Annotated in this window: 20 protein-coding genes; 10 read left to right on the top strand and 10 right to left on the bottom strand. The window is 70.0% G+C overall.

Features of this window, described 5'->3' with window-relative positions; all coding sequences use genetic code 11:
• Nucleotides 1-29 precede the first annotated feature (29 nt).
• The 4 genes from OG393_RS23170 to OG393_RS23155 form a co-directional block, all read right to left on the bottom strand.
• A complete protein-coding gene (locus tag OG393_RS23170; protein ID WP_327376610.1) occupies nucleotides 30-821 on the bottom strand; it encodes a HalD/BesD family halogenase in 792 nt (263 codons plus the stop codon).
• Nucleotides 822-884: 63 nt separating this feature from the next.
• Nucleotides 885-1,718, bottom strand: a complete 834-nt coding sequence (locus tag OG393_RS23165) for a methyltransferase (RefSeq protein ID WP_327376609.1) — start codon at nucleotides 1,716-1,718, stop codon at nucleotides 885-887.
• A 603-nt stretch (nucleotides 1,719-2,321) separates the two neighbouring features.
• Nucleotides 2,322-2,744, bottom strand: coding sequence for an organic hydroperoxide resistance protein (locus OG393_RS23160; protein ID WP_327376608.1), 423 nt, complete (start codon nucleotides 2,742-2,744; stop codon nucleotides 2,322-2,324).
• A 64-nt stretch (nucleotides 2,745-2,808) separates the two neighbouring features.
• Nucleotides 2,809-3,828 carry an NADP-dependent oxidoreductase gene (locus OG393_RS23155; protein ID WP_327376607.1) on the bottom strand — a complete coding sequence of 340 codons (1,020 nt, stop codon included), beginning with the start codon at nucleotides 3,826-3,828 and terminating at the stop codon, nucleotides 2,809-2,811.
• Between the two features lie 122 nt (nucleotides 3,829-3,950).
• Between OG393_RS23155 and OG393_RS23150 the strand changes: the two genes are divergently transcribed.
• A complete protein-coding gene (locus OG393_RS23150) occupies nucleotides 3,951-4,385 on the top strand; it encodes a MarR family winged helix-turn-helix transcriptional regulator (RefSeq protein WP_327376606.1) in 435 nt (144 codons plus the stop codon).
• A 31-nt stretch (nucleotides 4,386-4,416) separates the two neighbouring features.
• Here OG393_RS23150 and OG393_RS23145 read toward each other — a convergent pair whose 3' ends face one another.
• On the bottom strand, nucleotides 4,417-5,190 hold the full coding sequence (locus OG393_RS23145) for an SCO2400 family protein (protein ID WP_327376605.1): 774 nt from the start codon (nucleotides 5,188-5,190) through the stop codon (nucleotides 4,417-4,419).
• A gap of 122 nt (nucleotides 5,191-5,312) precedes the next feature.
• Here OG393_RS23145 and OG393_RS23140 point away from each other — a divergent pair, with 122 nt between their 5' ends.
• The 5 genes from OG393_RS23140 to OG393_RS23120 all read left to right on the top strand — a co-directional run bounded on the left by OG393_RS23140 (nucleotide 5,313) and on the right by OG393_RS23120 (nucleotide 11,958).
• Entirely contained in the window at nucleotides 5,313-5,927 is a 615-nt protein-coding gene (locus OG393_RS23140) for a hypothetical protein (RefSeq protein ID WP_327376604.1), read from the top strand.
• A 407-nt stretch (nucleotides 5,928-6,334) separates the two neighbouring features.
• Nucleotides 6,335-7,378, top strand: a complete 1,044-nt coding sequence (locus OG393_RS23135; protein WP_327376603.1) for a rod shape-determining protein — start codon at nucleotides 6,335-6,337, stop codon at nucleotides 7,376-7,378.
• Between the two features lie 45 nt (nucleotides 7,379-7,423).
• Entirely contained in the window at nucleotides 7,424-8,947 is a 1,524-nt protein-coding gene (locus tag OG393_RS23130; RefSeq protein WP_327376602.1) for a sensor histidine kinase, read from the top strand.
• Between the two features lie 133 nt (nucleotides 8,948-9,080).
• A complete protein-coding gene (locus OG393_RS23125; RefSeq protein WP_327376601.1) occupies nucleotides 9,081-10,565 on the top strand; it encodes an acyl-CoA synthetase in 1,485 nt (494 codons plus the stop codon).
• Complete coding sequence (locus OG393_RS23120; protein WP_327376600.1) at nucleotides 10,558-11,958, top strand: carboxyl transferase domain-containing protein; 1,401 nt, start codon at nucleotides 10,558-10,560, stop codon at nucleotides 11,956-11,958. Before OG393_RS23125 ends, OG393_RS23120 begins: the two co-directional genes overlap by 8 nt.
• Before the next feature lie 43 nt (nucleotides 11,959-12,001).
• Here the strand turns inward: OG393_RS23120 and OG393_RS23115 are convergent, their stop codons facing one another.
• The 3 genes from OG393_RS23115 to OG393_RS23105 form a co-directional block, all read right to left on the bottom strand.
• Nucleotides 12,002-13,303, bottom strand: coding sequence for an MFS transporter (locus tag OG393_RS23115; protein WP_327376599.1), 1,302 nt, complete (start codon nucleotides 13,301-13,303; stop codon nucleotides 12,002-12,004).
• Nucleotides 13,300-13,758 carry a GNAT family N-acetyltransferase gene (locus OG393_RS23110; RefSeq protein ID WP_327376598.1) on the bottom strand — a complete coding sequence of 153 codons (459 nt, stop codon included), beginning with the start codon at nucleotides 13,756-13,758 and terminating at the stop codon, nucleotides 13,300-13,302. The genes OG393_RS23115 and OG393_RS23110 overlap by 4 nt, the downstream gene beginning before the upstream one ends.
• Before the next feature lie 148 nt (nucleotides 13,759-13,906).
• Nucleotides 13,907-14,380, bottom strand: a complete 474-nt coding sequence (locus OG393_RS23105; RefSeq protein WP_327376597.1) for a MarR family winged helix-turn-helix transcriptional regulator — start codon at nucleotides 14,378-14,380, stop codon at nucleotides 13,907-13,909.
• 147 nt (nucleotides 14,381-14,527) lie between these two features.
• On the opposite strand from OG393_RS23105, the gene OG393_RS23100 reads away from it, so the two are divergent.
• Together OG393_RS23100 and OG393_RS23095 are read left to right on the top strand one after the other, a co-directional pair.
• Nucleotides 14,528-14,944: an organic hydroperoxide resistance protein gene (locus OG393_RS23100; protein WP_327376596.1), complete on the top strand. Its 417-nt coding sequence runs from the start codon at nucleotides 14,528-14,530 to the stop codon at nucleotides 14,942-14,944.
• Between the two features lie 185 nt (nucleotides 14,945-15,129).
• Entirely contained in the window at nucleotides 15,130-15,636 is a 507-nt protein-coding gene (locus OG393_RS23095) for a hypothetical protein (RefSeq protein ID WP_327378516.1), read from the top strand.
• A 416-nt stretch (nucleotides 15,637-16,052) separates the two neighbouring features.
• Here OG393_RS23095 and OG393_RS23090 read toward each other — a convergent pair whose 3' ends face one another.
• Together OG393_RS23090 and OG393_RS23085 are read right to left on the bottom strand one after the other, a co-directional pair.
• Entirely contained in the window at nucleotides 16,053-16,673 is a 621-nt protein-coding gene (locus OG393_RS23090; RefSeq protein ID WP_327376595.1) for a Uma2 family endonuclease, read from the bottom strand.
• A gap of 641 nt (nucleotides 16,674-17,314) precedes the next feature.
• Complete coding sequence (locus OG393_RS23085; protein ID WP_327376594.1) at nucleotides 17,315-17,572, bottom strand: hypothetical protein; 258 nt, start codon at nucleotides 17,570-17,572, stop codon at nucleotides 17,315-17,317.
• Nucleotides 17,573-17,602: 30 nt separating this feature from the next.
• Between OG393_RS23085 and OG393_RS23080 the strand changes: the two genes are divergently transcribed.
• Together OG393_RS23080 and OG393_RS23075 are read left to right on the top strand one after the other, a co-directional pair.
• A complete protein-coding gene (locus OG393_RS23080) occupies nucleotides 17,603-18,145 on the top strand; it encodes a hypothetical protein (RefSeq protein ID WP_327376593.1) in 543 nt (180 codons plus the stop codon).
• Between the two features lie 1,649 nt (nucleotides 18,146-19,794).
• Complete coding sequence (locus OG393_RS23075) at nucleotides 19,795-21,543, top strand: diadenylate cyclase (protein WP_327376592.1); 1,749 nt, start codon at nucleotides 19,795-19,797, stop codon at nucleotides 21,541-21,543.
• The last annotated feature ends 84 nt before the right edge of the window (nucleotides 21,544-21,627 follow it).

Raw genomic sequence — 21,627 nt, 5'->3', positions numbered from 1 at the left:
TTCGGCTCCTCGGTGGACGACCCGGGGGGTCAGCCGGCGCTTCGCGGATCGCGGACGCCGCCGAAGAGGGCGTCGTTGGTCTCGTGCGTCATCGGGCGGCTCAGGTCGTCGTCGCTGGCCAGCGTCATGTTGACGATCGTGCGGCGGCCCTCGCCGCGGATCGGGTACACGCGGTGCATCGTGGTGTTGGTCTTGACGACGTAGGCGTCACCCGGCTCCAGCGCGTAGGACCGCACCTGACTGCTGATCAGCGCACCGTGAACGTCCGGGTTCTCCTTGTCCCAGGAGGTGTGGGAGACCGCCTGGACGAAGCCGCCCTCGGTGTAGTGCGGGGCCTCGAGGACCAGGATGATGCCGTAGGTGTAGTCGTCCCAGTGCCATCCGTGGGTGTCGCCGGACTTGAGCAGGCGGCTGATGACGTAGTGCTCGCCCGCGTAGGGGCAGGTGTGGACCTTCTCGCCGACGACGCGGGAGACGAGGTCGAGCACCCGGGGCGAGAAGTAGAAGGCGTCGATCAGCGGGCCCTCGTCCTTGATGACGGGCTGGCCCACGGTGGTCATGCTGCGCGGGGTGTTGTCGGTGATCTCGAAGGTGAGATCGTGGCTGACCCCGTGACGGTCCATGATGCCGAAAGCCTCGTCCCGGATCGGAACGAAGAGTTCCGGCGGAAGCAGGCCACGCAGCGGGACGATGTGCTCCGCCGCGAATTTCTCACGTATCTCGGCCGTCGCCGCGGTGTCGAATTTCTCGGCGAAGTGGCGGCTCAGCAGGCCGTCCACCTCGTCAGCGGCAATGTGCACCGCACTTCCGTCGATCGTCATGCGTTTCCCCCTCGTCGAGTCTTTCGTGCGTTTTTCGTGCGTTTTTCGGCGCGTTCGGGGTGCTCAGGCGTCTGCGGAATCGACAGAGCGCGTGAACTCCAGCGCGTGCACCATGAATCGCTCGCCCTCGAATTCGGCGCGTCCGTCGGCACGCAGCTTTTCGAGATGACCGAGCATGATGTCCTTGTGTTCCGCGTAGCTCTCCAGCGGAATATCCATCTCGCAGACCTCGATCGTGCGCACCGCGTAGTTCTTCTGCCGCATCTCCGCGACGGTCCGCGACACGTCGGCGAGCGAGGAATGGGCCATCACGAGGCGACCGCCGGGGACGAGCAGGTCGTCGATGCGGGCCACCACGGCGTCGTACATGCCGCGCCCTTCGCGGCCGGCGACCAGGGCCGTCTCCAGCCCGCTGTCGGTGGAGTAGCGCGGGTCGTAGGGCAGGTGCGGCGGGTTGGTCACGACGAGGTCGGCCTTCTCGACCGGCGCGTAACGGGACAGGTCCGCGGCGACGCAGCTCACCCGGTTGACGTCGAGACCGTTCCTGGCGACGTTGCGCAGGGTGTCACCGGCCGCGGCGGCGTTCACGTCCAGGGCCGTGACGTGCGACGCGCCGCCGGAGAGCAGGGCCACGGTGTAGAGACCGGAGCCGCAGCCCAGGTCGAAGGCGGTGAGACCGCGGGGATCGGGGGCGCTCTCGTGGTTGAGGGCGGCCACCAGACTCAGACCGCAGTCGGTGGGGAAAAGGACCTCGGCCGGGTCCTCGACCTCGATGCGCAGAGGCCGGCCGCGGTACTCGAAGACGCCGTAGGCGGGGCGGGCGGCCCAGAGGGTCCCCTTGCCGCCGACAGGGAGGGACCGTCGCTCGACCGACGCCGTGATCGGGGCAGCACTCATCGCAGCCATGAACCTTTCGGTGGGTGGGGCGGAGAAAGAGAAGCACACGTCGGAACGGCTCTAAAACGTGGGAATTCCGGAAGAAGGCATGCCGGATCACAGGCTCCGAGCACAAGAGTCCGCCGAAGGGCGGTGAGCATGTGAATCAGCGGGGAAACGCCGGAGAACAGCGCGGGGATCCGCGGTCGCGGAAATCGGACCGGCAGGCGAGCGGGCTGAGGCCCGGGCCGTCAGAACATGGACCGAGAGACTTCGGAGACGCCGCCGCGTGAACAGGCGGGGGCTCGGCCGGGACGGCTGGAGAGCATGAGGGGTGAGGGGTGCAACTTGACTGCCTCCGGACGAGGGGTGAACCGGAATCGGATCTTTACGGGCAAGGTGGTGCCGTACAGACGGTGCAGGATTGCTGTGCGCCGGTGAGCGCGGTGGCTCGTTCTGGTTGACGAGCCGTCCGAGAAACTAGTGATCGTCAAAGGACTACGTCAACCCTCGTCATTCACATTCTTCGATGTGAATGAACCGGCACGCATTGCCTTTGGCATATGCAGAGAGGGCCGCACCCCGGTCGGTCGGGGTGCGGCCCTCCACAAGCCTACGCGGATCTCAGACGGCGAGCTCCACGGTGATGTTGCCGCGGGTCGCCTTGGAGTACGGGCAGACCTGGTGGGCCTTCTCGAGCAGGCCCTTGGCGGTCTCCGCGTCGACGTTCGGGATGGCCGCCGTGATCCTGACGATGAGGCCGAAGCCGTCGCCGTTCTTGCCGATGCCGACCTCGGCGGTGACCGTCGAGCCGGAGACGTCGGCGTTCTCGTTGCGTGCGACGACGCCCAGCGCACCCTGGAAGCAGGCGCTGTAGCCGGCGGCGAAGAGCTGCTCGGGGTTGGTTCCGTCACCGGAACCACCCATGGCCTTGGGCGGGTTGACAACGACGTCGAGTCGGCCGTCGTCGGTGGCGACGCGGCCGTCGCGTCCGTTCTGCGCGGTGGCGATCGCCGTGTACACGACGTCGGTCTGCTGGATGGACACCTGGGTATTTCCCTCTGCTGGTTCGCCGCGACTCGCGCCCACGATCGCGACGGCTGAGGAAAGACTAACCGGTCACCGAAACGATCATCTTGCCGGTGTTGTCCCCGCGAAGGAGGCCGAGGAAGGCGTCCACGCCGTTCTCGATGCCCTCGACGACGGTCTCGCCGTACGTGAGCTCACCCGAGCGCAGCCAGCCGCCGACTTCCTGGACGAAGCGGCCCTGGAGGTCGTAGTGGTCGCCGACGAGGACGCCCTGGAGGCGCAGCCGCTTGCCGATGATCATGGCCATGTTGCGCGGCCCGGGGACCGGCTCGGTGTCGTTGTACTGCGCGATCATGCCGCAGATGGTGGCACGTCCATGGACGTTGAGCGAGGAGATCGCGGCCTCGAGGTGGTCGCCGCCGACGTTGTCGAAGTAGACGTCGATTCCGTCCGGGGCGGCCTCGCGGAGCTGGTCGCGGACCGGCCCGTTCTTGTAGTTGAAGGCCGCGTCGAAGCCGTACTCCTCCACCAGGAGCTTGACCTTCTCGTCGGAACCGGCGGACCCGATGACGCGGGAGGCACCCTTGAGCCTGGCCATCTGCCCCACCTGACTGCCGACGGCCCCAGCCGCGCCGGAGACGAAGACGGCGTCCCCCTCCTTGAAGGAGGCGACCTCGAAGAGACCGGCGTAGGCGGTCAGGCCCGTCATACCGAGGACACCGAGGTAGGCGGACAGCGGGGCGAGTTCCGGGTCGACCTTGGTGGCCTGCCGGGCCGGGACGTCGGCGTACTCGCGCCAGCCAAGGCCGTGCAGGACGTGGTCGCCGACGGCGAAGCCCTCGGCGGCGGAGGCCACGACCTCGCCGACCGCACCGCCGTCCATGGGGTGATCCAGCGCGAAGGGCGGAATGTACGACTTGACGTCGTTCATCCGGCCTCGCATGTAGGGGTCGACGGAGAAGTGGAGGTTCCGGACGAGAATCCGGCCCTCCGCGAGCTCGCCGACGGGCGCCTCACGCAGGGCGAAGTCGGCCGGGGTGGGCCAGCCGTGCGGGCGGGCGACGAGGTGCCACTCACGGCTGGACACGGGAAGTACGGACATCTGCACGGCCTCCTGGAAAAGCTTCAGACTGAGAACACTTCACGTTGCCAATACTTAACAACGTGAAACAACCATGCACCTGGATATTTCATGTTGTCAAGTATCCGGGTACGATGTGACGCATGGCCTCCTCACGCACAGACCCCCTGACCCTCGAAGTCGTCGAGCTGATCGGTACGGTCGTGGCGCGGTACTACGCGGAGTACGAGCAGGCGGCGGCCCAGCACTCGCTGACCGGCGCGCAGGCCAGGGTCCTCGGGCTGCTCTCGCTGGAGCCGGTCCCCATGCGCAGGATCGCCCAGAAACTCCGGTGCGAGCCGTCGAACGTCACCGGGATCGTCGACCGGCTCGAGTCGCGCGGGCTGGTGGAGCGCCGCCCCGATCCGGACGACCGGCGGGTCAAGCTGGCCGCACCCACCCCGGAGGGGCTGGACACCTCGCGGCGACTGCGGGAGTCCCTGGACTTCGCCCGCGAGCCGCTCGGCCGGCTCTCGGACGCCGAGCGGGCCCTGCTGCGCGATCTGTTGAAACGGATGCTGGGCGAGGGCACCCTCTGACACCCCGCCCCGCGCGGCACCCGGCAGGCTCTCAGACGCACCACCACAGGAACGGGGTGCAGGGCTTCTCCGTCGGCGACGGCGTGGGGGACGGGGTGCCGGTCGAGGGCTGATCGCCGGGGACCGTCGTGGCGGGGTGGCGCGAGACCGTGGCGCTCGGACTCGCCTCGGGGCCGTCGGCCGGGCCGGAAGGGGAGCCCGAGGCGGACGGCTCCGGGCCGCCCGACCCCGCCGTACCGGTGGCGGAGTCCCGCGTGCCGCCGCCCGTGCCCGGTGCACCCGCGCCGGGAGGTCCGGAGGCCGGTGCGCGGGTGCCGGGGGATGTCGCGGGGGCGGGCTCCCGGACCGGTCGCGGCCCCTCGGTCTCCCCGGGATCGCGCGAGGGCTCGGGCGGCAGTGAGCTCTCGACGACGTCCTCCTCCCGGACGGCGGTGGCGGCGCCCCCCTCGGCCGGTTCCTCCGCGAGGGTCTTCGCCAGGCCGAGGGCCCCGGCGGCCAGCATCACTCCGAGGGCGCCCGCCAGGACGGTGCGGCCCCTACGGCCGCGGGACCGACGATCGCGACGCGCGACGGCCCGCTCCGTGACCGCCGAACCGGCCGCGGCACGACGACGCGCGGCACGGCCGCCGCCCTGCGCCGAACCCTGTGGTGGCTCGACCGGGTCCAGTTCGTAGACGTGCCCGGTCTCGACCGCGGGGACGTAGGCGTGGGGGGATTCGTGCCGTAGCTCCTCGGCGGGGGTCCCGCATCCGGCACAGGCGAGGGCGCCGTTGAGATGCCGTCGGCACGGGTGGCAATAGTCCATGGCGCCCGCAGGCTACGTCGCGCCCCGCCGGCCAAGGTACCCGTGGAGGTGAGGATCCTGTGAGGAAACCCCAGGTCCGCGGCGTGCCGTCACCAATCTCCCGCTTCGGGCAGGATGGTTGGATGACGTCCGCCGAGTCTCCCGGGTCCCGTTTCGGCCCTCGTGCCGAAGCTCCCGCCGGATCGCCTTTCGGGCCGCGCGAGTTCCAGCTCGTCCTGTTGCGCCGGATGGCCGACCACCAGCCGGAACGCGTCGAGAGCGCCCGGCTCGAACTGGGCGCGAGCCGTGCCGAGATGCGCGAGGCGAACCGGCGGTGGCAGGCGTGGGCCCACGCACGCCGGGGTCCGGGCGAACTCCACCGGTACCGCGCCGCGCTCGGCGAGCCCGAGTCCCGCCGAGTCGTCGAGGCGTACTCCTGCGAGGTGCTGCGCTGGCCGCTGCCACTCTGGCCCGAGCTGCGCTGGGAGGTCATGATCGGCCCGCTCGGCCGCCGCGCGCCCGTCGACGTGTGGGGCCGCGGCCTGGTACGGGCGCCGGGCTTCCCCTCCCCGACGCTGCGCGCGTCGGAGGATCTGCGGCCCTGGAGCTGCACCGTGGCCGAGGTCGGCAACGCCTTTCCGCCGGCCCGGCCGCGCGAGGGCAGCGCGCCCACCCGGCTGCGTCTCGACTTCACCCTCCCCGACGGCACACTCCGCGCCGCCGAGTTCACCTGGGGACTGCTGCAACGCCTCCTGTGACCGGCGCGCTCCGGGACGGTACACCCGACTCCGACGGGCCGCGCCCGCTCGGAGCCTTCCGGTGGGCGGGCCGCCCCTGGCCCGGCCCGCCCGGCCACCGGCCCGCCCGCGCCGCCACCCCGCCGGTGCCCCCTCACACCGCCTCACACCGCACCCCACCCGTCACCTCGCGGGGCACTTCAGCCTCTTCCATCGCTCACACCCCATCCAGCATGTCGGCCTCATGCGGCGCTCCATGCCGTTCCGGCGTACGGGCCTCATGCGACACACCGTCAGCGGGTGACGTCCCCCCGGGCGGCTCAGCTCGACGCGCGCCCGGCGTCGAGGAGGCGGACGATGCCATCAGGACCGCCCAGACACCGCGAACACCTCGCTCCGTGCCAGCACCGCACTCCGGAGGACTTGCCGTGACCGTCAGTCTTGAGCAGCTGCGTCGTTGCCATGTCGCCGTCGACCTCGGGGCCGCCAGGACCCGGGTCTTCGTCAAGGGCGCCGGGCTCGTCGTCGACGAGCCCAGCGTCGCCGCCGTGAACACCCGCACCGGAGCCCTGATCGCCGTCGGCGCGCTGGCCGAGAAGATGACCGGTCGCACGCCCGACTACATCCGCGTCACCCGGCCCGTCTCCGGTGGCACCGTCGTCGACATCGACATGGCCCAGCGGATGCTGCGCCACCTCCTCGGCGAGAAGCTCCGGCGCCAGCTGCGCCGCAAGCCCCGACTGCGCGCCGCCGCGTGCACACCGCACGACTCCGATCCGCTCGCCCAGCGCGCCGCCGTCGAGACCCTCGTCGGTCTCGGCGCCCGCCGCGTCGAGCTGGTCGACACCCTGATTGCCGCGGCCGTGGGCTGCGGGCTTCCCGTCGAGCAGCCCACGGCGACCATGATCATGGTCTGTGGGGCGGCCACCACCCAGGTCGCCGTGCTCTCGCTGGGGGCGATCGTCACCGCCGAACGCATTCCGGTCGGCGGCGACGCCATCGATCACGCCATCATCCAGCACCTGCGCCACCAGCACGAGCTGATGCTGCCGAGCCAGTCCGTACGCCCGCTGCAACTCGCCCTCAGCGGCAACGGTCTGACCCCCCAGGGGCCCACCTACACCGAGATCCACGGCCGGGACGTGGCGACCGGCCTGGCCCGGTCGGTCACCGTCGACACGGCCGCCGTGCGGGACGCGATCCACACCCCGCTGACCGCGGTCCTCGACGGCATCGGCAAGATCCTGCGGGACTGCCCGCCCGACCTGGTGGCCGACCTCGCCGAGCGCGGCATCATGATGGTCGGCGGCAGCGCCCTGCTGCCCGGCCTCGACCAGATGCTGCGCGAGGCGACCGGAATGCCGGTGCACATCGCCGAACGGCCGGACGTGTGCGCCATCCTCGGGCTCGGCGCGATGCTGGAGGGCAAGATCCAGGCCATGGTCCTCGACCCGCTCGCGGACACGGCGTGACCATCCCCTCCCCCGTATCGCCCATATTCGTACGATAATGACCCTATGTCGATCACGGATGAGGACGGCCCAGGACCCCGCCTGCCGATGCTGCTGGAAGCCGTCCTCAGCGTCGGCACCGACCTCGAACTACGGGCCACCCTGCAGCACATCGTGGACTCCGCGACCGAACTGACCGGAGCACGCTACGGGGCTCTCGGGATCATCGACCCCGAGAGCCGCCGGCTCACCGCCCTGTTCACCGCGGGCCTGACGGAGGCCGAACGCCGACGGATCGGCGACCTGACCGACGGCTGCGCCGGCCTGATCGGCGCTCTCACGGAGGACCCGAGGCCGCTGCGTCTGGACGATCTGACGACCGACCCCCGCTCGGGCGGAGTCCCGGAGGGGCACCCCGAGATGCATTCCTTCCTCGGCGTGCCGATCCCCGTACGCACCGAGGTCTTCGGCAACCTCTACCTGACCGAGAAACGTTCCGGCACCTTTACCGAGACGGACCAGGCACTGCTCAGGGTCCTCGCCTCCCAGGCCGGCATCGCGATCGGCAACGCCCGCCTGTACGAGACCGCACGGCAACGCGAACGCTGGATCGAGGGCGCCGCGGCGGTGACCACCTCGCTGCTCACCGGCGAGCCGACGGCCGACGCGCTGACGACCGTCGCCGAGCGGGCCCGGATACTGGCGGACGCCTCGGCCGGCGTCGTCCTCCAGCCCACCGACGACGGCGGGATGGAGATCGTGGCCGCCTCGACGGTGGACGACCCCGGCGACCTGGTCGGCACGACGATCGCCCCAGGGTCACCCGTGCTGGAACAACTGCTCGGCGGAGAACCGGTGTTCATCGACGACTCGGCGACCGACCCCCGGATGACCACGCACGTGCGGTCCCGGTTCGGGCCCTCGATGATGCTGCCGCTCCAGAGCGGCGGCCGGCTGATCGGCACCCTCGCCCTTCCCCGGCGGCGAGGCGGGCGCCCGTACACGGCGGTGGACCGACTGCTCGCCACTCAGTTCGCCTCGCAGGCGGCCCTCGCGCTGGTCCTGGCCGACGCCCAGCACAACCGGGAACGGCTCGCGGTGTACGAGGACCGCGACCGGATCGCCCGGGACCTGCACGACCTGGTCGTCCAGCGCCTCTTCGCCACGGAGATGATGCTGGAGTCGACCCGGCGCCGGGCGGGCGGCACCTGCGAGGAGGACGCGCTCCTCGGCCGGGCGGTGGACGAGCTGGACTCCACGATCCAGGAGGTCCGGACGGCCATCTTCGCCCTCCAGCAGCCACCGGCCGAGATGCCCGCCTCGTTCCGCGGCCGGGTGCTGCGCGAGACGGGCGGCGCGGCGGCCCTGCTGGGCTTCCGGCCGTCGGTCCACTTCTCCGGCGCGGTGGACGCCCTGATCGAGGACACCGACGCCGAACGGATCCTGGCGGTCCTGCGCGGCGCGCTGGCCGCCGCCCATCGCCGGCCCGGCGTCGCCGCCATCAGCGTCGAGGTGTTCGCGCCGCCCCGCGGCCCCGGCCTGCGGGTCACCGACGACGCGCGGCCCCCCGTCACCGTCAGCTGGCCGTGACCCCGCCCCCGTGTCCCCCGCCGGACGGCACACCGTCCGGGCCGGCCCACGAGGTGAGCAAGGTCGCAGCCCGCCGGCCCCGCCGTGCGGGCAGAATTCCTCCCGGCATCCCGCGACGCGAGGAGATCGACCGATGAGTGCGCTCTTCCCGGCCCTGTCGGCCGGGCCGGACCGGCCCCACGACCGCCCCGCGCTGCGCTTCGGCGCCCAGGAGCTGAGCTACGGGGAACTCGCCGGGCGGGCGGGCGCGCTCGCCCGCCGGATCTCGGGCGCGAGGCGGGTGGCCGTATGGGCGACCCCGACCGCGGGGACGGCGGTCGGGGTGGTCGCGGCCCTGTTGGCGGGGGTGCCGGCCGTGCCGCTGAACCCGCGGAGCGGCGAGCGGGAGCTGGCGCACATCATCGCCGACAGCGCGCCGGACGTGCTCCTGGCGGGCGCGTCCGACGTACTGCCCGCCGGTCCGGCCGCCCTGTCCCGTATCGACACGGAAACCCGCGCACCGCTCGCCGGGGACGCGCTCACGGGCGCCGGGCCGTCACCCGTGAGGGACCCCGAGACACCGGCACTGATCGTCTACACCTCCGGTACCACCGGCCCGCCCAAGGGTGTCGTCCTCTCCCGCCGCGCGATCGTGGCCTCGCTGGACGCCCTGGAGGACGCCTGGGCGTGGACGGCCGACGACGTCCTCGTGCACGCGCTGCCGCTCTTCCACGTGCACGGCCTGATCCTCGGGGTCCTCGGGCCGCTGCGGCGCGGCGGCTCGGTCCGCCATCTGGGCGCGTTCTCACCGGAGGCCGTGGCCCGGGAACTCGGGGCGGGCGGGGGCACGATGCTGTTCGGGGTGCCGACGATGTATCACCGGCTCGCTGACCGGCTGGACGACGACCCGGCCCTGGTCCGGGCGTTGGCGGGGGCGCGGCTGCTGGTCTCGGGCTCGGCGGCGCTGCCGGTGCACGACCACGCGCGGATCACGGCCGCGACGGGGCGGACCGTGATCGAGCGGTACGGCATGACCGAGACCCTCATGAACACCAGCGTGCGGGCCGGGTCCGGGCCGCGCCCCGGATCGGTGGGCATGCCGCTGCCGGGGGTGGAGCTGCGCCTGGTCGAGGACGACGGCGGTGAGATCGTCGGGTACGAAGGCGAGCGCGTCGGGGAGATCCAGGTCAGGGGTCCCAACCTGTTCTCGGGTTATCTCGACCGGCCCGACGCGACGGCCGCGGCCTTCGACGGGGACTGGTTCCGGACCGGCGACATGGCGGTCCGGGACCCCGACGGCTCGGTGCGGATCGTCGGCCGCCGGGCGACGGACCTGATCAAGAGCGGCGGCTACAAGATCGGGGCGGGCGAGATCGAGAACGCGCTGCTCGACCATCCCGCGGTACGGGAGGCGGCGGTGACCGCAGAGCCCGACCCCGACCTCGGCGAACGGATCGTGGCCTGGGTGGTGCCCGCGGACCCGGAGGAGCCGCCGTCCGCCGCGGAACTGGCCGCGCACGTCGCCGGGCTGCTCGCCCCGTACAAACGTCCCCGGGTGGTCCGCCACCTGGCGGAGCTGCCGCGCAACGACATGGGCAAGGTCATGAAGAAGGCTCTGCCCGGAGCCCTTCATGGCTGAGCGGTTCACCGCCCGCGCGGTGATCGCGCTGGTCACGGACGACTTCGTGGACGGCGCCACGGACGAGGGCCGCGCCGACGGCTTCCCGGACCGGGGCGCGGGCCGGCCGGGGCCGGCGCGTGCCGACGGGCCGCTGGGCTGGGCCGGATACGACGAGGCGCGGGCCCGGGCCGCCGGCCGGACCGGCGAGGAGGAGTCCGTCGTGCACGGCACGGCGCGCGTCGGCGGGCGGGAATGCGTGCTGCTGGCCTTCGAGTTCGGCTTCCTCGGCGGTTCGCTGGGCCGAGCGGCCGGGGACCGGCTGGTCGCCGCGTACCGGACGGCCCGCGAACGGCGGCTCCCGCTGGTCTCGCTGGTGGCGACCGGAGGCAGCCGGATGCAGGAGGGCATGGTCGCCCTCACCCAGCTCCAGCGGGTGGCCGCCGAGACCGTGCGGCTCCGGGAGGCCGGTGTCCCCCATGTCGCGGTGCTGCGCGATCCGTCGACGGGCGGCGGATGGGCGACGGTCGGCGCGGGCGCGGACGTGGTCCTCGCCCTCCCGGACGCGCAGGTCGCGTTCGCGGGTTCGCGGGTGCGCCCGCCGGAGGCGGACCCCGCCGCCTACACGGCCGAGGACCAGTGGCGGCACGGGCACGTGGACGCGCTGGTGGCGCCGGCGGACCTGCGGGAGACGCTGGCGCGATGGCTGCGGCTGCTCGCCCCGGACCCGGCCGGTCCGGAGCCGGTCTCCGGCCCGGCGCCCGCTCCCCCGCCCGGCGCGCTCACCGACGCCGGCGCCCCCCGCACCGGCTGGGAGGCGGTGACCCGGGCCAGGGGGGCGAGCCGGCCCCGGGCGGGCGCCTACCTGGACGCGTACTTCGAGGAGCGGGCGGCCCTCCGCGGAGACCGGGCCGGCGGGGCGGACCCCGGGGTGGAATGCGGCTTCGGCCGGCACGAGGGCCGGGCGGTGGCGTACGCGGCGCAGAAGGGGACGGCGACCCGTCCGGCCGGGTTCCGGACGGTGGCGCGGCTCGTGGAGCTCGCGGGCCGGCTCGGGATTCCCGTGCTGACCCTGATCGACACGCCCGGCGCCGCCAACGACGCGGAGGCCGAACGGGCGGGCGCGGGACCGGCCATCGCGGCGGCGTTCGCGGCGATCGCCGCCGCGCGCACGCCGGTCACCTCGCTGCTGATCGGCGAGGGCGGTTCGGGCGGGGCCCTCGCCCTGGCCGTACCCGGCAACACCTGGACCACGCCGGACGGCTACTTCTCCGTCATCGCCCCCGAACTCGCCGCCGCGATCCTCAAGCGTGCTCCCGACGAGGCCCCGGCGACGGCCGAGCAGCTCCGGCTGCGCCCCCAGGACCTGGTTGAGCTGGGCTGTGCGCGCGGGATCGTGCCGCCCTCGCCGTGACGGCGCGCGGGCGGCCCGGACGCGGTCCCGGAGGGGCCGGGGATCACGGTGTGGGGTTCAGGGAGTCGTAGCGGCGCAGACCGTGGCCGCGGAGGGCGAGGAGGCCGACCGCCAGGACGCAGGCCACGCCGCCACCGGTGATCGCGACCGTCGGCGAGGTGAGGCCGGCTACCGAGCCCGCCAGGAAGTCGCCGAGGCGCGGACCGCCCGCGACGACCACGATGAAGACGCCCTGGAGCCGGCCGCGCATCTCGTCCGGAACCGCGATCTGCATCATCGTGTTGCGGAAGATCATGGAGACGGTGTCGGAGTACCCGGCGAGGGCGAGAAGGAGCAGGCCGAGCCGGAGGTCTCGGGTGAGCCCGAAGGCGGCGATCGCGGTCCCCCAGCAGGCCACAGCGAGGAGGATCGCCTGCCCGTGGTGGCGGATGCGGCCCTGCCAGCCGGACAGCACCCCGCCGAGCAGCGCCCCGACCGCCGGGGCGGCGACGAGCAGGCCCGTGGTGCGCGCGTCCCCGTCGTACCAGAGCACGGCGACGACCGGGAAGAGCGCTCTCGGATGGGCCAGGATCATCGCGCAGAAGTCCGAGAGGAAGGTCAGGCCGAGGGTGGGGCGGGTGGCGAGGAACCGCAGCCCGTCGAGGACGGAGGCGCGCTTGGCGCCGGTCCGTTCGGGCAGCATGGACGGCAGCCGCCACATCGCGTACAGGGCGGCGGAGAAGGCGAGGGCATCGATCAGGTAGGCGGTCTGGAATCCTCCGATGCCGACGAGGAGGCCGCCCAGGCTGGGCCCGACGAGCGTGCCGAAGGTCATGGTCATGGAGTTGAGCGCGTTCGCGGCGCGCAGCTGCCCGGGCGGGAGCAGGCGCGGGATCATCGCGGTGCGGGCGGGCGAGTTGAGGGCCGCGCAGACCGACTGCAGGGCGACGATCGCGTACAGGAACCAGACGTGGTGGAAGCCGGCGAACGCGGCGGCGGCGAGGGCCCCGGAGAGCACGGCGGAGCCGGTCGCGCTGGCCAGTCCGAGTGCGCGGCGGTCGACGGTGTCGGCGATCGCCCCTCCGTAGAGGCCGAAGACGATCAGCGGCACGAGCGAGAAGAGGCCCACCAGGCCGACGGAGAACGGCGAGCGGGTGATCTCGTACACCTGGAGTGACACCGCGAGCGCGGTCATGCCCTGGCCGACCCAGGAGACGGTGTTGCCGAACCACAGGCGGCGGTAGTGCGCGGAGGTCCGGAGCGGGGTGAGGTCCGCGAGGACCCGGCGGTCCGTCCGCGCGGCTTCGCCGCGGGCCCGGGTGTCCGGGGCGTCCGGCGTGTCCGGGGGTCCCTTGGTGGTGCTCACGCGGCGTCGGCCTCGACGTCGTAGCGGAGTTCGGGACGGGCCCAGTGGATCCGTCCGGCGGGTCGGACGATCCCGACACGGCGGGCGCCGGTGCGCAGGTAGAACTCTTCGGAGGGCGGGTGGGCCACGACCCGTATGGAGTCGAGGCCGACGGCGCGCCCTTCGCGGAGCATGTGCTCGATGAGCGTCCGGCCGATGCCGAGACCCTGGGCGTGGTCGGCGACGAACGCGAGGTCGAGTTCGGCCTCCTCGACGAGGAGCGCGTAGAAGCCGAGCACCCGTCCCTGGCCGTCGGCGGCGACGTACACGAGGTGGTGCTCGATGTACGTACCGCCCACCTGGTACCCGTCGACCATGTCGGCGTAGTCGCCCCGGTAGGCGCCGGACTTCCGGACGAGCCGGGTCAGGTACGGGGAGTCGTCGGCTGTGGCGCGCCGGATGGTGATGTCGGGCATGCGGTGAGTATAGGAGCGTGAGGCAACTCGGCTCCTTACATTTCGGTGAGGTGAGGAGGGCCGGGTTCGGTGCGGCGGGCGGGGGCGCGACAGGGCGGGGCGGGGGCCGGGGATCACGGGCTCTCGGCGCCCCACCCCGCCCGGTGGGTCAGGGGCAGTCGTTCAGGCCGTCCGGGTCGACACTGTCGAGCCGGACGGTCAGCGCGTCGAGCCGGTCCCGCAGCTCGACGATCCCGGCCAGGTCGAGGCCGGTCGCGGCGGCGATGCTCCGGGGCACGCCGAGTGCCTTCCCGCGCAGTCCGGAGCCGGCCTCGGTGACCCGCACGGTGACGGACCGCTCGTCGGCGGGGCTGCGGCGTCGTTCCACGTACCCGGCCGCCTCAAGCCGCTTGAGCAGCGGGGACAGGGTCCCGGAGTCCAGCCGGACGCGCTCACCGATGCCCTTGACGGGCAGCTCGCCGTGCTCCCAGAGGACGAGCATCACCAGGTACTGGGGGTAGGTGAGGCCGAGCCCCTTGAGCGCACCGCGATAGACGCCGTTGAACGCGCGGGTGGCGGCGTGCAGCGAGAAGCAGATCTGGTTGTCGAGCCGGAGGAAGTCCTCGTCCGTGGGTCCGTCCATGGGTTCCAGGGTACGGGAGACGACCGTCACACGCGATTTAGTTGTGCACAACTAAATCGCGCGCTACAAATATGGAGGCACCGCGGAAGCACACGGCTCGAGCGGCGCGCCCGCACACCACCCCTCGGAGAGGATCGGAAGACACCCATGGACGCGATCTACACGGCAGTCGCCAGCGCCAACGGCCGCGAGGGCCGCACCGTCAGCTCCGACGGCCACATCGACCTCCCTCTCGCCCACCCCGTGGCCCTCGGCGGCAACGGCCAGGGGACCAACCCCGAGCAGCTCTTCGCCGCCGGCTACGCGGCCTGCTTCGCCAGCGCGATGAACCTGGTCGCCCGCCAGGAGAAGATCGACATCTCCGACGCCTCGATCACCGCCGAGGTCTCCATCGGCAAGGACGCGACGGACGGCGGCTTCGGCCTCGCGGTCATCATGCGCGCCGAGTTCCCCGACCACCTCCAGGGCGAGGCGGGCGCCTCCCTCCTGGAGAAGACCCACGCCTTCTGCCCGTACTCGAAGGCCACCCGCGGCAACATCAAGGTCGACCTCGTCGTCGAGTAAGCCCCGGCAGGCCCGTTTGGCCGGGCCCCGCGATGCCCGGCTCAACGCCCCTTGTGCGCTTTCGCCACGAGGGGCGTCGGCGCGGGCACCACCCACGCCCCCCGTTCCGCATCCCGCGCGGCCCGCCCCGGCCCGGACCTCATAGGGTGCCGTCAGGGATCAAGCGAAGTGGGGGCGTGAGCACCATGTCATCGAGCACGGGCACCTGGCAGATCACCGACCGGGAAGGGGGCGTCCTGGCGGCGCGCTGGTGGCAGTGGGCCCTCTCGGCCCCGGAAGACCGCAGTCCGGTCGCCGACAGGACCGGCGAACACGCGGCCTGGCGACAGCCTGACGACCTCTGGTTCCTCGCCGGCACGTACGGCGGCCACGTGGTCCGGCACTGCGAAGTCCCCGCCGACCGCCCGCTCTTCCTCCCGGTGCTCAACATCCAGCACACCAAGCACTACTCACGCACGCCGCTCAGGCTCACCGCGGTGGAGGCGAGCGCCCATCTGAACGGCATCCCGCTCCCCGTGCGCGAGTTCACCTCGCCCTTCTTCCCCGTGGGCCTGCGCACGCACATCGCCTGGGGCCTCTGGGCCGGACTCGACCCCCTACTCCCGGGCGGGTACGTCCTCGAGATCAAGGGCCGCGCCACGAACGGCTTCTGGGTCGACACGGTCTACCACCTGACCGTCGTGGAGGCGTGACGGCCGAGGGGCGGGGTCCATGGACCCCGCGGGACCCGGACCCGACCCCTGGACACGCGACGGGAACCTCACCCGAAGGAAGCACCGCGTCGGCATCCGGGTGATCACGGCATGTCGCTACGACACCGCCGGCCGCGGAGAGTACACCGCAGGCGGGAAGAAGCCCGTGGCCACAGACGAATCCTTCCTGCTGCCACGGGCCGCGGTGGGGCGGGGGGACTCGAACCCCTTTCGGTGACGCGTCTCACCTGCGACGACGCAAAAGGGCCGGACATATCCATCCGATTCCATCCGGCTGTGTCGCCCTTCGATCCCGCTCGATCGACGACCGCCGTGCAGCGTTCGCCGCACCGCTGTCGCCGCGCTCCCCCGCGCCCACGGATCTCGGGTCGAACTCCACCCCCTGCGGCTCGCCATCACTCTGTGGGTCTGCTGTAGGCCGTCCACGCACCCGCCAGGTGTATTCGGCGGGCGGTCACGCTACGTAATGCATCTGCCGCCGAGACGTCGGCTCGTTCCCGGCCGCCGGCGGCGGGCCCGTCAGCGGGCGCCGGTCTCCGGTTCGGGTCGGGTCGGGTCGGGTCGGGTCGGGGCAGCTCGTCCAGGTCGAGGGTGAAGGTCCGACCGTCGGCCAGGTCGATGGGGAGTTTGCCGGTGCCGTACTTGTGGGTGTGCGCCGCGATGTAGTCGGTTCCGGTGGACTGGGTGTGGACGACGACCTCCGCCGCGTACGGGTCGACCACCAGGTAGACGGGGATGCCGTAGCGGCCGTACTTGGCGGTGCAGTCGTCGTAGTCCTTGCGTGCGGAGGAGACGGACACCACCTCAGCGATCAGCAGGACGTCCTCGAAGCTGTAGCGCTTGCCCACCCTCTGGGAGTCCTCGCGCAGGATCGCGAGGTCGGGGGCGGAGTTCTCGTCCGCCGGGAAGTCGAGATAGACGTCCGAGATGGTCTTCGCGTGGCGCCCGAGCGACACGATCGTGTCGTACTGCAACGACTTGATCGTGGTGGAATGCTCCAAGCTCCGCGGGGTCATGATCACCTTCCCGTCGGCACCGAAGAAGACCGTGTATCCCTCGGGGGAACTCGGTGTGCATGATCGCCTCGACGCTCATCAGCGGCTCCTTCCCGTCGCCTGCAGGCCGCGCACGGCCGGCCCGGAAGCCAGACGGGGACCGTCCGGCTTCCCAGGCTGTATCCGAAGATCACCACGAGCAGGGGCACCGTCCAGTGAACGAGCAGGGGCACGCCGAGCACCCGTCCGATCCGAACCGGCCGATCCGCACCGGCCCGTTCATCGCCGTCTCCCGTGGCTCAAGCCGGCAGCCCTCCGTCCGAGCCGCAGACCATCGGAACAGTCCCGGTGATCGGATCGGTACGGCGTCCGCCTACCCCAAGCGTTGCTCGCCGGCCGGCACCCGCGGGCGCCTCGACGTCGGCCAGGCCCATGAACGGCCATCACGTCGAGCGACGCGGAATCACCGCCCGGATCTTCAACCGTTCCGCCGACGGGACTAAGGCGAATCGCACTCACGATCGCAAACATGTCAGAACGCGACATCACACGGGGATCTTGTGTCGTTCGACGACGAATGGGCCGGTACCAAGACTTCGGCGAGCGAGCAGCAGACGGCAACGCGCCTCAACCAACTGGACGGCGGAGGGGGAGGTGGCGGATCACAGCAGTTCGGAACATTGAAGGTCGAGCAGGGCCTGACCCGGAACCTGACCGTGGTGGAGACCGGGAACGGTGGATTCACCGTCACCATGAACATCCACCCCGACCGGGCCGCCAAGGGCCACGAAGTGCCGGAGCACAGCCCCGCGGACGCCACCGCCCTGCGCGATCAGGTGCAGAGGATCCTGCCCCGAGCACAAGGGCCAGAACAGGTACACGATCACCGGCGAGATCAACGGCGCGGCGTTCGACGGCAACCATCGGGCATCCGGACTGGCGGGCAGGTGATGACTCTCCGACTCCCGAAGGGGCGGCGTGGCACGCTCGCCGCGGCCGGTCTCGCCCTGCTCACCGCCGCCGGATGCTCCCAGCCCTCGTCGTACGCCATGCCCGACCAGGTGTGCGGGATCTCCGTCGGCACGGACGCCCTTCGTCCGCTGCTGCCCTCCGGCGAGCGGCTGGGCGCCGAGCCGGTGGACCTGGGCGGGGGCAGCTCGGTCTGCAAGGTCTCCGTCGACAAGAAGCCGGCGCTGTATCTGAAGGCTGATCTCGTCCCGTCCGACACCGACCCGGTACAGGTACGACGTCGGGAGCTGGACCGGTACGGCCACCCCGCCGCGATCGACGTCGGCGACCAGGGCCGCGTGGCGGACAGCGGGGCACTCGCGGCAGACCACTGCCGCCGCCAGGGGGAGGACCGGAAGGTGGTCGTCGAGGCCCACGTCCCGGGCGATCTCCCCGAGGACGTGCCGCAGCGGCGGGAGGACCTCTCGCGGTTCATCGGGACCTACCTTCCCGCCGTCCAGAAGTCACTGGGCTGCGCGGGCTGAAACCCCCGTACGCCATGGCACCGATGCCGTCCGGGTGGACTCTCGCCCGGACGGCACCTGCCCCGAGGGCTCCGGGATGCAGAGCACCCAGACATTCGAGCACCGCGAGAACCAGCTGCGCACGCTCTCCGAAGAGCGGGCGAAGGCCAACCCGATCCATGCGAACAACGCGTACGCACTGGAGAACGGGATCAACCTCGCAGCACTCAACGGAAACAGAGACCCTCCCGAGCGGCCGCGGCTACCGACCCCAGAACCCACCCCGTCGACACGCCTCCGACCACCTGGTCGATGAGGCACCGACGAAGGCGCGGATATTCGGCGCAGTGTGCGGCGTGTCACACACAGGAGCCGTGGGATCGGCGTGGGATCCTCGATAAGGCTTCACACTCACGCTCCACCCAAAACCCCAGGTCAAGAAGGCGTGGAGCCATCGAGGCGGGTCAGCGACGCCCATTTCGCCGCACCAATGAAGGCGACCGCTGCACGCGGAATCACCCCTCCAGGGGCGTTTTCGCAGGTCAGAACGTTTTTCTAGGGTGGGGCGGGTGGGACTCGAACCCATTTCAGTGACGCGTCTCACCTGCGACGATGCCGAAGGGTCGGACATATACATCCGATTCCATCCGCCTGCATCCCCCTTCGATCCCGCTCGGTCGGCGGCCGTTAGGCGTTCGCCACACCGGCCCCCTTCCAGGACTTGCTCCCCACGCTGTCGCCCCGGATCACAGCAACGTTGCTGTCTGAGTTCCCATCCCCATGCCCCGTCTTCGCCAACAGTCGCCAGTTACGTTCTGTAGCGCGATAGCCTTCCGCCTCCGCCCCCTCACCTACACCTCCCCATGCAGGAAGCAGAGGCTCAGGCGCCTGAGAACGAACGGCCACCGAACGGTCCTGCTGTCGGCAGACGTGGTGTTAGAGGCTATTGGAGCGGCGGCACCGATGGCCAGGACGAGGTTTTCGGGATTACGAAAGCCAGGGCGGCGGTGAGGCCGACGGGCCTGGCCGGGGCGAAGCGGTCGATGACCTTCATCCAGCCAGGCGGGTTCGCTCTCCTGGCCTTCCCTGGCGGGCCACGAGACGGAAGACCACCCTGAGGTCCAGTCTGAGCCAGAGCGATCAGGTGGCGGGCTGATCGTCACCGGAGGCGTCCGCACCAAAGCCAGCCAACACGATCACGATGACAAGTACGGTAGGGACAGAGCCTGGCCTGCCGTGAACCAGAGGCCGTCGGCCCGGCTCTTCAGCATGGTGATCATGAGGACGATGGTGGTCATGGGTACGGGGCTCTGGCAATGCCGACCTCGGAGGCCGGCACCTGGCCGACGGCAACACCCAGGTGTGTCCTTTTGGTCATGCTTTACGTGCCGGTACGTGATCGAAACAGCGGCGGTGTCGGCGATCAGCCGTTGCGGGGCGGCAAGCCGTCCTCGTGCCAGGCGTCGCTCCGGTTGGTGTTCAGGGCCGCAAGGCGATGGCCATGACGCGGCGACGGTTCCGGACAGCATGTGCGCGATGCGGGCCGGGCCACCCTTGGACTGGCCGGCAGCGAAGTCCCGCGAATTCATCAGCACAAGTAGAGAGCAGTCTCGCTCCACCTACAATAATTCATCCTGTCAAGTCATTCTTCGACGAGCACGGGGAAGCAAGTGGGAAAACGATTCATCGAACAGTTCATGTGGGGGTTTCAAGACACCTTCCGCATTTCACTTAACATGGAATTTGAGCGGGCGTTTGAGCATATCGGCTTCGCAGCCGAAGCCAGGTGCCTCCTTGTAGGATTCAAGGCGGCCGGCGATCATCCATTCGACATCTGCGTGGAGCAGGGGGAGAAGCTCTACACTCCGGAAGATTTTTCTGACGTACAGCGCACCGCAATCAAAAAATACAACAAAAACCCTGAAAGTTCATTCATCATCTCCGACCCAAGAGGACACAGGCTCCATCAAGAATCGCTCATGGATGGAATGAGGGCCGAAGCCCTTGGAGACAGACTTGCCTCACTGGAGGAGCAGAAAGCCTGGACCTTTTTTGTAAGCAAATCAGTCAGAGTCGGGGACTACGAAGTTCACATTATCGCCGGAATCCCAAGAGACAGGCTTGGCGAGGTGCCCCGGATTTCCACAACCTCGCGTGATCGAATGGCGATTGTTCCATCGCTCGCACACGCAGTAATCTGGGATATCCTTGGCCGAGCTCGGCGAACTCTCTATCTACCGGACGCTGGTTCCGATCTTCGCATCTTGAGTGCATCGACGGATGAAATCGTGCGTAGCGCGACAGAGCACATGCTGCGCACCATAATCTACTGCGCCGGATATTGGTTTGCCAGCGACTTTCACTTGCTGATGAATCAGCTGTCATCCTTGCCCTACGAAGGGCGCGAGGGCGCTGGGCGCTTGGTATTGGCGAGAGCAGACAATCCAGCCATTGAGGTGAATTTGAAGCTAGCGGAACCCGTCAAGAACCGCAATACGCCAGCAGTCCGCAAGCTTCTCGAGGGAAGCGGTCCAACCGCCGACGTACTATCTAACGGTGAATTTGTCTACGGCCTCGGAACCGTACGGCCGGACTACGACCCTGCTTCCGATTCGGTGTTTGTTGTCACGTTCTTGAGGCGAGGATATTGGGAACTTTCCCACGCCGGCACTGCACTTCTCGCTGCCCGAGACGGAATCATTAGCCTGCCCAAGCATGTGCTCGATGAGAGCTATTTTCGCGACCTCTCGGATCGACTCTTCTCCGAGCCAGACGATGACGCCTTGACACAGGCAGCGCAAGCCATCGGCAAGCACCGCCATGGGGCGATGCTTGTAATTTCTGCCGACGCGAAAGGTGAAGCGCGTAGGCTTTCTCCTCAATCATGGGCAGTCGAGCCTACCCTGCTATCTGATAACTTCCTCACCCAGCTCACCGACATGGATGGCGCCGTCCTCCTTGACCCTCAAGGACGTTGCCACGCAATCGGAGTCATCCTTGACGGTTCGGCCAGGGGCGAGGGTGATCCAGCTCGCGGCAGTAGGTTCAACAACGCCGTGCGCTATCTCGGTAGTGAACACCCGCCAGCCATTGTGGTGGTTTATAGCGCCGATGGCGGTATCGATATCTTGCCGGAGCTGCATCCGCGCGTCTTGCAGAGTGAGGTAAATGAAGCCGTGACTGCCTACCTCGCGCTTTCCGCGCAACGTCCACCTGACCTGGAGCGCGTCAACCGACTCTGGAAATCAGTTGATGCCGTAAGCTTCTACCTCTCCGCCGAGCAGTGCGAGGCACTTAATCAGGCCCGCGAAGAAATCGAAGACTGGCGCATGGAGAACATGAACATGAGGCTTCAGGACCCGCCACTGCGTCCCGATTCAAGGATGGATAGTACGTACTGGCGGCCGGAAAGCGATTAGACGACAACCGTAAGATGTTCGATTGCTTGGCCGTCGCGTGCGGCATCTTCCCTCGGCCGGTCCGGAGGCAGACAGACCAGCTGC

It is taken from the genome of Streptomyces sp. NBC_01216 (genome assembly GCF_035994945.1).
Classification (GTDB): domain Bacteria; phylum Actinomycetota; class Actinomycetes; order Streptomycetales; family Streptomycetaceae; genus Streptomyces.
Note: the sequence above shows the minus strand (reverse complement) of the source record. Positions and strands in the feature narration are given on the sequence as shown.